Below are 12,433 nucleotides of genomic sequence, written 5' to 3'. Positions count from 1 at the left end.
TACCCCAATATGCGCAGGAGGGTCAGCGGCTGCGGCAGGCACCGGTCCCCAACGCTCATGCGCTGGGTCGGCGCACACTAATCACGCTGGTTTCCGGATTGGCCGGGCTGGGGCATGGGCCATGCCAGCGCGCTGAACGGGCCGGAATGGAAGGCCAAGGTCGGGGGTGCCGAGGCCGTCTACCGCACAGCGGGACGGCAATAGCAGGCGGGCGCAATCAGCCGCGAACGCTGACCGCGCGACCGTAAGCCGGCTGCGCCGCGACCGGCGGATTGGCGGTCTGGGCGGCGAGTTCGCCGATCAGGCGATCGGCGTCGGCGGCCATGCCGTCAGGCGCCTGGATCACCAGCCGTTCCAGCGCCCAGCGATAGGACGAGACGCGCTGCTCCAGGCACTGCTGCACCCACTGCACGATCAGCGAGTTCTCCTGCATGCGCTCGACCGCGTCCGCCTTCTCCCTCGGCGAGAGTTCGGAAACGCGGGCCATGCTGGCATTGCGCTTCTTGTCGAGATCGATGACGCGGATCGCGCTGCCAAAGAACGGCTCGAAGCGGGTGATGTCATTGCGAACGTCCTCGATCAGCTGCGCATAGCGCGAGGAATGCGAGCGATGCGGCTCGTCGATCAGCGTGCGACCGTACATGGTGCGATCGAACACCACCTTCTGGCGCCAGGGCGACGGCAAGGCCTTGTAGTCGCCGAACACGCTTTTCCAGGCCGGCCGCGATAGCGGCGGCTCGATCAAGGGATAGGCAAGATCGCGAAGCTGGCGCTCTTCGTCGGTGAGCTGGAATTGCGACGGCTTCAGGCCGACGCTGGCGGTGACCTCAGTCCCCAGCCAGCGATGCATGTCGTCGCTGCGCATGTCGGCGCGGGTGCGGCCGAAATCGCCGCCGCTACAGGCAGCCAACATCGCGCCTGACAGCGCGAGCAGGATGGCCGATACGAAAGGCCGGATCTGGCGGATGGGTTCCGGCACTGCAATAGCCGGACGTCAGCGGCGACGACGACGGCGCCCCGGCGCTGTGCCCGCTGCCGGCCCGTGATCGCCGCTGGTTTCGTCCGCCTCGCGCTCGATGCGGATCGCGGGAAGGATCAGGATCGTTCCCATTCCGGCGCGCGGAGCGACGTCCCCCGACGAGCCCACCCAGCGACCGGCCGGAAATTCAATGATGGTCCCCATATAAGCTCTCTTCAATTGCCGCGCGACCAAGCGCGCTTCTGCAACATGGGCTCATTAAGATCAGTACATGGTTAACGGGGTGTAAACATGCGCACCCGAACCATAGCCGCACGGGCGCGCCCTGAAATCCCGTTGCGGCACGACAACGGCCAAAATGATGCGCCTCGTTTCACGTCTCGTTTTCCTTAACGAGGCTTTAAACGAAGCTGCGATAGGCTGCTGCAACAGTGTCTTTCAAGTTGCGTACGCCTCCATGACCAAGTCGCCGTTTCCCGGATTCGACGGGCTGATGACCCTCTCCCGTCGCGAGGGCGTCGACATCCGTCCGACCCTGCTGCGCGTGCTGACCGACCTCTATGTGCAGGCGAGCAGCCACAGCGAGGACGAGCAGCGCCAGTTCGTCGAGCTCGCCACCCGCCTGATCGACCAGGTCGACGACGCAACGCGCGCAGCCGTCAAGGCACGGCTCGCGATATACCCATCCACTCCGGCTCCGGTCATGCAGAAGCTGGGGCTGACGGCCGCGCAGGAGGGCCGCAGGATTCCGCTGGCGCGGGAGATTCCCGCACCGCCTGCATCCGCCCCCGCCCCGCTCCGCGCACCCTCAGAGGCCGAGCGGCGCATGGCCTCGAACATGGCGCTGCAGCCGAAGGACGCGGCCGAGATCCATGACATATTCTTCCGCGCCGGCCCATCCGAGCGCGCCCAGATCCTGCACAATCTGGAGCAGACGCCGCTGAAGGCAGCGCCGCGGATTCCGACCGTGCGCGCCAAACGCGCAATCCAGATCCTGGAGATGGCGGCGATCGCGGGCGATGTCGAGAATTTCGCCTTCGAGCTTGGCGACAGCCTGATCCTGCCCTCGCGTGTCGCAACGGAGATCGTCGACGATTCCGGCGGCGAAGCGCTCGCGGTCGCCGCCCGTGCGCTCGACATGCCGAGCCCGAACTTCCAGCGCATCCTGTTATTCTTCAAGCCGGAGATCGGCACGTCCGTGAACAGCGTGTACCGCCTGTCGCGGCTCTATGATCGCCTCAGCGACCGCTCTGCGCTGGTCATGCTCGCCGCCTGGCGCGGCTCGACACTGGCTGTGACACGCGCGAAATACCAGTCATCGCTGCATGACAGCGAACGCCAGCGCGCACGCGCAAGCGTGCACCAGCCGCGGCCAGGCGTGCAGCCCGGCTCTGCGCCTGCGGTGCGGACCGGAACAGACGGATCGCCGGATCGCTGATCGCTCACGCCGGCTCTATAGACTGCGACATTAGGCGTAGCGCGTGACGACGCCCAGGCCGTCATTGCGAGGAGCTCTTGCGACGAAGCAATCCAGAATCCCTCCGCAGAACGATTCTGGATTGCTTCGCTACGCTCGCAATGACGGTGGGGCGCCGATCAGGTCTACGCCAGCTCGAGGAAATGCCGTCCCGCGCGGTCTTCGGTTTCGACGATCCAGGCATCCGGATCGAAGCGGACTTCCTTTGTCAGCCGCTCTTCGACGGCAGGCTCCGGAAGCGGCTGCGGCGCGGCCGGCACGAAGAAACGATCGACCGGTCGGCCGTCGTCATAGGCGGTCTGCGGCGCCGGCACGTAGAGCATCGCATGGCCGTCGAGCAGCGAGACCTTGACGAACACCGCGCCTGCTTCCTCGGCGCCGCGACGGCGCACCGCGCCGAACACGCCCTCGGTCTGGCACCGGCGCAAGTACGCCGCGACCCATATGTTTGATTTCAGGCGCATGCACCAACCTGTTTTGCAGAACTGAAATTAGCGCTTGCGCGTCACGATCTTCACGAGAGCTTCGTCAATGCGGCTCTGCCAACCCGCGCCTTCAGCCTTGAAATAGTCGAGCACAACAGGGCTGAGGCGTAAGGTCACCTGTCGCTTTGTCGGAGCTTTGTTGGGACCGCGGCCCTTCCGCATGGCCGGGAAGGCCTCATCGAACGTCCTAGCCTTGGCGAAATCATCCTTGGTCCATTCGGGATTATCACTGACCGTGCGCATGTCCCGCGCAGTGTAGCTCTTTTTAGCGGCGGTTCTCTTCATAGAGTTTCCTTTCCTGCCTACTGGCAGGGCGCATGCTGACGATGCTGACACCCTCGGTTCCGCGGGTCGCAAAAATGACCGAGATGACACCGCGGATGTTGACACCGATCGCGCGCCACCGATTGCGATGTGCGGCCAAGACCAGAGCATTGTCAAAGAAGGTCTCGTTGAGATCGGCGAAGTCATCCCGTGCTTGTCGAGATTGGCTAAGCGCTTCGGCTCGTCCCAGACGATCTTCACAGGGTTATTTTGTAACTACAGAATAGTTGGGAGTCAATAATGGCGCGTCTCTCGCCGCAGAATAGTTTTGTGAAGCGGCAAAAGGACGTCGCGCACTTCCGACCAGGAAGCGTGCGACAGCGATTATTCGACAGGATGGCCGATCGCGGCCCCGAGCTCGCGCAGCAGGCGATCGGATACCTGACCCGTGACCTGCATCTTGTGCTCGCGCTCGAACTTCTGGATCGCGGACTGGGTCTCGCCGCTCATCGTGCCCGTGACCTTCAACTGGCCATAGCCATATTCGGACAGCGCGCGCTGCACGCCGGAGATGCGCCGCGCAGCGGGGCTTTGCTGCGCGGGGATCGGCGCCGGCGGACGCGCCACGGCGACGGAGGGCGATGTCGTGGTCTTGACCAGATTGGTCATGGGATCGCCCGATCGCGGCGTCGATGCGGTGGCCTCGACGGGTTTCTCGGCCGCTCTCTCGGCAGGTTTGGGCTCGACCCGGAACTCGGTCGCCTTCGGCTCCAGCGGTGACGTATCGGCGCCGACGGGGCGCGGGCGCGGCAAGGGATTCGGCTGCGGAACGGACGACGGCATGGGAAGATTGATCACGGTGCCGAACATCGGCGCCGGATGCCGGCCGGTCTGGAGGAACAGCGCATTGGCGACGATCGCGCTGACGGCCGCAACCGCGACGAGCCCGGCCAGCGTGTCCTTGGGGCTGTGCAGCAGGATCCGCATCACCAGATTGCGCTCGGTCTCGACATCGATGACCGCAGCCTTGGCGCCACGGCGGCGCGGAGCAGCTTCATCCTTTGCAGACTTCTTAGGCACTTTTCTTCACCAGAGCAGGTTGGTCTTGAAGTTGGTCTTGCAGTGGGTCATGAGGTTCCTGGCGCAGCACCGGCGTCAGCGTCGCGATCTTGTTCTCGGCCGCTTTTTCAGGCGTCTTGGCCTGCGGCGGCGTGTAGACGAGCGGCAGTCTGACGGTGACGGCAGTACCCTCGCCGAGCCTGCTTTGTACCGTCAATTCGCCGAGATGCAACGCCACCAAACTCTTCACAATGGAAAGTCCGAGGCCGGTGCCTTCGTGGCGGCGCTGATAGGTCTTGCCGGCCTGAAAGAACGGGGCCCCGATACGCTTGAGATCGTCCGGCGCGATGCCGACACCGGTGTCGCTGACGCGCAGCGTGAGCTGCGAACCCGACACCGCCGCATTGACGGTGACCTGACCGCCGCGCTCGGTGAACTTGATGGCATTGGCGACGAGGTTGAGCACGATCTGCTTGAAGGCGCGCGGATCGCCGGTCATCACCGGCAAATCCTGCGGCGCATCGGTGATCAGATCGATGCCGTTTTCCCGCGCCTTCAGCGCCAGCAGATTGCAGCAGTGCATGAGCGAGGCGCGCGGAGCGAACGGCTCCGACGCAATCTCGAAATTGCCCGATTCCATCTTCGACATGTCGAGAATGCCGTTGACGACGGACAGCAGATGCTGGCCGGAATCGTTGATGAGCTGGGCATATTCCTTGCGTTGAGCCGCCCCTAACATCAAGGTATGCTCCTGCGCGATCATCTCGGAGAAGCCGATGATGGCGTTGAGAGGCGTACGCAGCTCGTGGCTCATGGTGGCGAGGAACCGCGTCTTGGCGGCATCGGCCGCCTCCGCGGCACTACGTGCCTGATCGAGTGCCTGCTCGCCAAGCTTGCGATCGGTGACGTCGCGCATCACGGCGACGACATCGACCTCGCCCATGACTTTGCGGTCAAGATTCTGCCGGTCAAGATCTTGCCGGTCAAGATTCTGGCGACCCGGATCCAGCTCGAGCGGCCGGCAGCGCATCTCGACCCAGATGAAATCGACCTGACCGCGCTCAGGAGCGGCCTTCTCCTGGCGCAGCCGGAATTCGACGCTGCGGACGTCGCCGCGCGCAGCGTCCGATAGCGCAGTGAGATAAGCCGGGCGATCGGCGACGTGGACGCGGTCGAACAGACCGTGGCCGAGCAGTTGCGCGACGGGCAAGCCGAGCATGCTCTCGACGGCAGGCGAGATGAACTGCACCGCGCCGTTGCGTTGATGCCGCGAAATGACGTCGCTCATATTGCGCGCAAGCAGGCGATAGCGGTCTTCTTCGCGCGACAGCAGCGCAACGCTGGTGCGCGCAAGCGACTCCGCACCGAAGGCGAGGCCCGCCGCGTAGAGCGTCGCCGACGCGACGCCGAACGCCATCAGCACGCCGCGTTCTGCGGCGCTGGCGTCGCCGGGCAACCAGCCGAGCTGGCTGACGAGGATCAGGATCCCCGCGCAGGACAGCGCAAGCAGCGAGGCGAAGGCCGCGACGCGGCGCGAGGCCGACAGCGCGGCTTCCAATGGAACCACGACCAGCCAGACCGCGGCGAATGATTCGATCCCGCCGGTCGTCGCCGCGATCGCCATGATCAGGCCCGCGAGCGCCAACGACGACAATACATGCGCACCTTCGTAGCGGCCGGTGCGCGACAGGAACCAGGACAACAGGATCGGCGCGATCAGCCAAGCGAAGGCGGCAACCTCGATCGCGCTCGGCGCGCCGCGCATGGCAAGATAGACCGGAAATGCGGCAAACGCCGCCAGGCTTCCGAGCAGCCTCGGCGCCATGAAGGCACGATGACGCGCCCGCGTCAGCGCATCGTAACGCGCGGAGGGATGCAGCAGTGCATCGAGACAATCGCGGATGATACTCAAAACTGTCACGGGTCTCGCGCTTCGGCTCAATCGTCTGGAAGACGCGCCGGAACGCCTCCTTATCGTTGAGCCACCGTGTCAGAGCGACCTTAAACGAGTGCTAAGGCCGTCCGGCCTGCCGTCGAACCCCCGCGCCATCACGGAGCATTTTAGATAATTCGACGAGGTCTTCATCGGGGATGGTGAACACAGGGTTTCGCGCCCGGCGTCATGGTTTCGAATTGGTAGACGCGCGCAGCCGGTCGATCACGGGCGGGCGCGTCAACCGAAAATTTACGAGGCTGCCGATTGCGAGGAATTTTGCGCAAATTTTCCGTGAATTAAGCGGAAGGCAATCACTTGCGATTTATCGAGGATTGCTAGGTCGGACGCCTGCGGGGATCGCCGCGGCGGGATCTAACATTACAGGTCGCAAGATGCGCTTTCTGCTCCGCATCACATTCTGGCTCGGGCTGGTGCTGGTGCTCCTGCCGCGGGACAAGACGCCCGAATCGGACAAGCTGCCGCAGATCGGCGCCGCCGATGCGGTGCAGGCTGCGACCGCGGCCGTCTCCGACGTCAGCCAGTTCTGCAAGCGCCAGCCGGCGGCCTGCGAGGTCGGCGGTCAGGCCGCGACCATCATCGGCCAGCGTGCGCAGGACGGCGCGCGCAAGATCTATCAGATCATCAACGACAAGAAAGAGCACATCACCAACGACAAGAACGACAAGAGCGACAAGAAGGCGCCCGACCACACCGGCTCGATCGCGTTGGCCGGCGACGGCGATACCGCATCGAGCGAGACGCCGCGCGATACCCTGACCCAGGACGACCTCGCGCTGGAATGGCGCGGCCCGACGGCTGCGAATTAGGATGACCGAAACAGGCCACCCGCAGATGCGAATTAGGCCTTCTATTTTTTGGGTCGGTAGTCCCACGGATCAAGACATTTGTCGTAAAATTCCTGATCCATTTTGAACCAGTCAGTCTTGTCAATTCCGCGGCCCGATGAAGCGTTCGGACCGCCGGGGAACGCTCAGGCCACTCGTATCCAACGGTCCTGCTCTTTCGCGATGTCCGCAATTTCCTGGACGACTTCTTGCAAATCTTGGTCTTGGCTGAAAATCAGAGCGATATCGAATTGCTTTGTGCGCGCGCAACTAACCAAGTCGAGTGCAAGTCGCACATCAATACCCTTCTCCTGGGGAGTTACGGAAACCACTGGTTGACCGTCTTCTTCGAGAACGGGATCACCGTTGTGATCTACTACAGCGGCTCGTCGGTATCGTAGGGGCCGCGTGGTGACATGAACTCCAGCGCGCTTAAGGGCTAGTACACGGTTAGCCCAATATGCGGTCCACATTGGACTCTCGATGGCATTCGGAACGCCAGTGTAGAAGCGCGTAAGCGTAGCGCGCCAACCCTTCGCTTCGCAAACTGCTTTGTGCAATTTGACAGGGTCGTAGTTTGGGTGGTGATGGCCGAACGCGTCTTTGGCGTGCTGGTAAAGATTCTGGCCATCAAAAAAGGCCATAACACTCTTTATCGCCGGTTCGTCTGTAATAGCCATAAAAATGAAAACCCCGTCGGGGACCATTGCTGGCCATGTCCGACGGGGGGCTATTCACGTCCCGTATATAGGGACGTATTTAACTAACCGTCAATGGCCTCTCTCGTTCCCGAAATAAACCATTAGTGAGTGTTCCGCAATTGCCACAACTTGAACGGATAGCGGACAAATTGACCCGTACTCCCTTGAATTACAATGAATTTTCGACGTCGATCTGGAGGGGTCTCTGTAGGTCGCGCGGGGCCAGAGAGAGCACCGCGTCTAGGAGCTACGCAATAGCTTAAGCCAGCGCAGGCCTTGTCTTGCACGGTAGCGGTGCCCTGAAGTCATCTACCTTACCGGTAGCTACAACCGTCGAGCTGGGTGGCTGGCCTTGATCTGGAACACCGCTCGATCGAATTTGTTAGCTAAGACTGAGTGCAACTACATGGACTTCGGTACGAAGCCTGTTCGCCTTGACGGCGTTGGCTCCATTTCGTCTGCCGGTGCTCAGGTTGCACACCGATAACATCGACTTCTGACGTTAGAGAAGACGCTGAGTTTTTTGCTCGGCATCGACTACCGCGCTCAAAACGCTGTCGTGGCAAAGTATTGCAGCATCACTTCGTTTCATGAGCTCGCGTCCCGGCGCCTAAGATTGGTTGCCAAACCCTATCGATTTCACGTCGCCGCGTCCCTATATTGGTCTGAACGGGAACCTAGGCCAGCATGACGACGATCGACGAAATCAGGGACAATTTCGAGCTTCTGGACGAGTGGGACGACCGCTACCGGTACGTCATCGAGCTCGGCCGCACCCTGGAACCGATGCCCGAGGCCGAGCATTCCGCCGCAAACAAGGTGCAGGGCTGCGTCAGCCAGGTCTGGCTGGCCAGACATGTCGAGCGCGATGGCGGCGCGCCGGTCCTGAAATATCGCGGCGACAGTGACGCCCATATTGTGCGCGGGCTGGTCGCGATCGTGCTCGCGCTCTATTCGGGCCGAACGCCGCAGGAGATTCTCGCGACCGACGCGATTGCCGTCTTCGACGAGTTCGGCTTTCGCGATCACCTGACGCCGCAGCGCTCCAACGGCCTGCGCTCGATGGTCGAACGCATCAAGACCGACGCGAAAGAGGCGCTGGCCGAGGCTTCGTGAGAGGCTACTTCCGCTTCCGCTGCTGCTGTCCCAGCCCCATCTTCTTCGCCAATTGCGAGCGCGCCACCGCATAGTTCGGCGCGACCATGGGATAGTCGGCCGGCAGGCCCCACTTCTCGCGATATTGTTCCGGCGTCATGTTGTACTGGGTGCGCAAATGGCGCTTGAGCGACTTGAAACGCTTGCCGTCTTCCAGACAGACGAGATAGTCCGGCGCAATCGACTTCTTCAACGATACCGCCGGTTTCGCCGGCTCGAGCGGCGCCGGTTCCGTGCGACCCGACGACACCCGCACCAATGCGCCGTGCACCTGGCTGATGAGATTTGAAATCTCGGCGGCCGGCGTTGGATTGTTGCTGAGATAGGCCGACACGATGTTCGCCGTCAGCTCGATGAAACTCTTGCCCGCGGCATCCGACATGGACCCGACCTCTCCGCCTTGCGTCTGTCGCATCGGATTGACGACGCCAAAGTATTCCGTGTCAACAATACGTTCGGCTGAACTGTGACGACTGACCAATATGAGCTGATGACTGACGAAGTGAAATGAAGACGACGCTTTACTTGATCCGCCGGCTGCTCAAGACCGCTGGTCGAGATGGGCCCGCAGCTCGTCGATCGAGGCAAAGCGCATCATGCCTTCAGGCATCTGCGCCTCGATCGAGCCGTCGGAATAGAGCGAATAGGCCATGCCGTCGACGACGCCGGATTTGAGCACGGTGACCTGCGGCTGCTCGGCCGGCGGTAGCTCCGGTTCAGGCTGAGGCGGAGCGGGCTCGAAGGTCGAGGGGGTACGCGGCGGCGAGCGCCGCGACACGGCCGGGTCCGATGGCCGCGCACGGTCCTGCTTCGGCCAGGCATCATCGAAGCTCGCAGGCGGGACCTCCGGCGCTGCAGGCTCCCCGGACTCCTCAGGCAACTGCGGCGGCAGGCCGTCCGTCCCTTTCGCCTGCGCGCGCTCGCGCTCCTTGCGCGAGGTCGAGGCGAACAGCAGATTGCGCCGGCGCGGTACTTCCGCCACCGGCGGAGGCGCTTCCGGCTCTGCCGGAACCTCGCCGCGCGGCCGCTCGCGAGCGGCCGCCTCGCTCTGCCACGGCGGCGGCGCGGCGGTCGATGGCCGCGCCGGCGGTTCGACATGCAGCGTCGGAGCAGGCACGGGCTCGGTCGCAACCGACCCGGGCATCGCGAACCCCGAGGGCAGTACCGGCCGGACCCGAACGTCCGATGGCGCCGCCGAACCGGCCAGCCGGCGAGCGATACCCTTCAGCTCCAGCGCCACAATGTGGAGGCCGACCAGTAACATCCCGGAGCAGACGCCGATCGTCCCGGAGATTATGAGGGTACTGCCGAGGCTGAAATCCCTGACCGTGTAGCCGAAAACGATCGCAAGGAGGCCCGCCACAACGGCGACGATCCCCGCGATCAGCAATGCCAAGACCATCTAACCACCCCCGGCCGCGCACCCACACGCGGCACACGTTACGCCTACGATACCGTCATACTGTGTTCCTGGCCAACGTCCAATTGTCGGCAGCGTTCCTAAAGGAAAGGATATCAGTGACTTATTCACATTCCCTTCAGCTACGGCCCGCTAGCTATGGTGTGCTGTGGAGTTTCCCGGGTTTGCTGCGTCGCACAGGAATTTAGCCATAATGCCCAATTACTTGGTAATGGAACTGCGCTATAGGGAGACCGGGGTTGAGGCCCATGCGCACCAGCAGGGCCAAGAGGGGATTCCGGGTCACCAATAGCCATGACATCCATCACGACTTCGGCGATCGATACGCCTCTTCGGCGCTCGATCGAACGGACTTGCGACGATCTCGCCATGCTGGTGCTGGCCGCGGTCGCCGTCACCGCAGGCCTGACCTTCCGTGACTACGGGCTCGGCTGGGACGACTACACCCACGCCGAATATGCCGACCTGCTGCTGCGCATGTTCGGTTCCGGCTTCAAGGACACCGCCGCGCTCTCGTTTGCCAACCTCTATATGTATGGCGGCGGCTTCGACATGGTCGCGGCCCTGCTGCACAAGATCATTCCGCTCGAGCTGTTCGAGACGCGCCGCCTGGTCGGCGCCATCGTCGGCTTGATCGGACTTGCCGTGACTTGGCGGCTCGGCCGCCGCATCGGCGGTCCGCTCGCAGGTCTCGCGGCGCTGCTGCTGCTCGCGCTGTGCCCGATCTTCTATGGCCACATGTTCATGAACCCGAAGGATGCGCCCTTCGCGGTCTCGATGATCATCCTGATGCTCGGCCTCGTCCGGCTCGCCGAGGAATATCCGCAGCCTTCGCCGCGCACGATCCTGATCGTCGGCCTCGGCGCGGGCCTGGCGATCGGCTCGCGCATTCTCGGTGGGCTCGCGCTGGTCTACGCCATGATCGGCTTCATCCCGCTGTTCCTCGAGGAACTGCGCAGCGAGGGCCTGCGCGAGGCGGTCCGCCGCTTCGCCCATGTCGTCTACATCCTGCTGCCCGGCCTCGTGCTCGGCTACCTCGTGATGGGGCTGATCTGGCCGTGGTCGATCATGGAGCCCGGCAATCCGTTCGAGGCTTTGACCTATTTCTCGCACTTCTTCGAAAAGCCCTGGAAGGAGATGTTCGACGGCGCGATCGTGTCCGTGCCCGACATGCCCTGGTCCTATCTGCCGACGCTGTTCGCGCTCCAGCTTCCGGAAGTGATGCTGGTGCTGATGGTCGGCGCCGTGGTCGGCACCTTCGCGCTGCTGCCGCGACCCGAGGTCCCGGGGCGCCGCAAGACCATCCTGCTGATGCTGACGCTCGCAGCGACCCTGCCGCTCGCGATCGCAATGGTGAAGCGGCCGGCGCTCTACAACGGCATCCGCCATTTCGTCTTCGTGATCCCGCCGATGGCGGTGCTCGGCGGCGTCGCCTTCGGCTGGGTCATGGAGCGCCTGCGCGCCAACCACCGCACCTGGCAGCCGGTCGTGCTCGCCACCTTCTGCTTCGGCCTCGCGCTGTCGCTCGCCGAGATGATCCGGCTGCATCCCTATCAGTACACACATTTCAACCACATCGCCGGCACCGTGCGCGGCGCCGACGATCGCTTCATGCTGGACTATTGGGGCCTGGCGCTGAAGCAGGCTTCCGACGAACTGCGCGAGCAGCTGGTCGAGCGGCAGGAAGTGGCCCCGGGCAATCGCAAATGGAAGGTCGCGGTGTGCGGCCCGCAGCGCCCGGCGCAGGTTGCGCTCGGGCCCGACTTCACCATCGGCTGGGATTCCAATGCGGCCGATTTCGCGATGACGCTCGGCGAGTTCTACTGCAAGGGCCTCACCGCGCCGGTCTTGGTCGAGATCAAGCGCGACGACGTCGTGTTCGCCCGCGTCTACGACATCCGCGGTCGCAGCATTTCCAGCCTGCTGTCGATCCCGGCGCCGTAATATTTTTCTCCGCCGTAGTGCCGTAGCCCGGATGGAGCGAAGAGACTGGGCAAGAATTTCATCTTCATTTGAGCAAACGAGGGTACGATTCGGCATGGCGAATCGCACTTTCAAGACCGGCATCAGCCGGGATCAGCCAAGCTTCCTTCCGCCACGTGTGGACGATTA

13 protein-coding genes are annotated in these 12,433 nt (G+C 63.2%); 4 read left to right on the top strand and 9 right to left on the bottom strand.

Going from position 1 to position 12,433, the window contains the following annotated elements; all coding sequences use genetic code 11:
• Nucleotides 1-217 precede the first annotated feature (217 nt).
• Nucleotides 218-979, bottom strand: coding sequence for a hypothetical protein (locus GWG65_RS05005; protein ID WP_275194301.1), 762 nt, complete (start codon nucleotides 977-979; stop codon nucleotides 218-220).
• A 15-nt stretch (nucleotides 980-994) separates the two neighbouring features.
• Entirely contained in the window at nucleotides 995-1,183 is a 189-nt protein-coding gene (locus GWG65_RS05000) for a hypothetical protein (protein ID WP_275194300.1), read from the bottom strand.
• Between the two features lie 253 nt (nucleotides 1,184-1,436).
• Here GWG65_RS05000 and GWG65_RS04995 point away from each other — a divergent pair, with 253 nt between their 5' ends.
• Nucleotides 1,437-2,417 (top strand): DUF2336 domain-containing protein, encoded by a 981-nt coding sequence (locus GWG65_RS04995; RefSeq protein WP_275194299.1) that lies wholly within the window; start codon nucleotides 1,437-1,439, stop codon nucleotides 2,415-2,417.
• A 164-nt stretch (nucleotides 2,418-2,581) separates the two neighbouring features.
• Here GWG65_RS04995 and GWG65_RS04990 read toward each other — a convergent pair whose 3' ends face one another.
• The 4 genes from GWG65_RS04990 to GWG65_RS04970 form a co-directional block, all read right to left on the bottom strand.
• Nucleotides 2,582-2,920, bottom strand: a complete 339-nt coding sequence (locus GWG65_RS04990; RefSeq protein ID WP_275194298.1) for a DUF1491 family protein — start codon at nucleotides 2,918-2,920, stop codon at nucleotides 2,582-2,584.
• Between the two features lie 27 nt (nucleotides 2,921-2,947).
• Entirely contained in the window at nucleotides 2,948-3,226 is a 279-nt protein-coding gene (locus tag GWG65_RS04985) for a BrnA antitoxin family protein (protein WP_275194297.1), read from the bottom strand.
• 363 nt (nucleotides 3,227-3,589) lie between these two features.
• A complete protein-coding gene (locus tag GWG65_RS04975) occupies nucleotides 3,590-4,285 on the bottom strand; it encodes a peptidoglycan-binding protein (protein WP_275194296.1) in 696 nt (231 codons plus the stop codon).
• Nucleotides 4,278-6,185, bottom strand: a complete 1,908-nt coding sequence (locus tag GWG65_RS04970) for a PAS domain-containing sensor histidine kinase (protein WP_275194295.1) — start codon at nucleotides 6,183-6,185, stop codon at nucleotides 4,278-4,280. Before GWG65_RS04970 ends, GWG65_RS04975 begins: the two co-directional genes overlap by 8 nt.
• A gap of 407 nt (nucleotides 6,186-6,592) precedes the next feature.
• Here GWG65_RS04970 and GWG65_RS04965 point away from each other — a divergent pair, with 407 nt between their 5' ends.
• On the top strand, nucleotides 6,593-7,027 hold the full coding sequence (locus tag GWG65_RS04965) for a DUF5330 domain-containing protein (protein ID WP_275194294.1): 435 nt from the start codon (nucleotides 6,593-6,595) through the stop codon (nucleotides 7,025-7,027).
• 164 nt (nucleotides 7,028-7,191) lie between these two features.
• On the opposite strand, the gene GWG65_RS04960 is transcribed toward GWG65_RS04965, so the two are convergent.
• Entirely contained in the window at nucleotides 7,192-7,752 is a 561-nt protein-coding gene (locus GWG65_RS04960) for an NYN domain-containing protein (protein ID WP_275194293.1), read from the bottom strand.
• Nucleotides 7,753-8,433: 681 nt separating this feature from the next.
• Here GWG65_RS04960 and GWG65_RS04955 point away from each other — a divergent pair.
• A complete protein-coding gene (locus tag GWG65_RS04955; RefSeq protein WP_275194292.1) occupies nucleotides 8,434-8,862 on the top strand; it encodes a SufE family protein in 429 nt (142 codons plus the stop codon).
• A gap of 4 nt (nucleotides 8,863-8,866) precedes the next feature.
• On the opposite strand, the gene GWG65_RS04950 is transcribed toward GWG65_RS04955, so the two are convergent.
• On the bottom strand, nucleotides 8,867-9,283 hold the full coding sequence (locus tag GWG65_RS04950; RefSeq protein ID WP_275194291.1) for a MucR family transcriptional regulator: 417 nt from the start codon (nucleotides 9,281-9,283) through the stop codon (nucleotides 8,867-8,869).
• A gap of 159 nt (nucleotides 9,284-9,442) precedes the next feature.
• Nucleotides 9,443-10,303 (bottom strand): DUF308 domain-containing protein, encoded by an 861-nt coding sequence (locus tag GWG65_RS04945; RefSeq protein ID WP_275194290.1) that lies wholly within the window; start codon nucleotides 10,301-10,303, stop codon nucleotides 9,443-9,445.
• Between the two features lie 312 nt (nucleotides 10,304-10,615).
• Between GWG65_RS04945 and GWG65_RS04940 the strand changes: the two genes are divergently transcribed.
• Complete coding sequence (locus GWG65_RS04940; RefSeq protein ID WP_275194289.1) at nucleotides 10,616-12,265, top strand: glycosyltransferase family 39 protein; 1,650 nt, start codon at nucleotides 10,616-10,618, stop codon at nucleotides 12,263-12,265.
• Nucleotides 12,266-12,433 lie beyond the last annotated feature (168 nt).

The sequence above is a fragment of the Bradyrhizobium sp. CSA207 genome (genome assembly GCF_029051685.1).
Lineage (GTDB): Bacteria > Pseudomonadota > Alphaproteobacteria > Rhizobiales > Xanthobacteraceae > Bradyrhizobium.
Note: the sequence above shows the minus strand (reverse complement) of the source record. Positions and strands in the feature narration are given on the sequence as shown.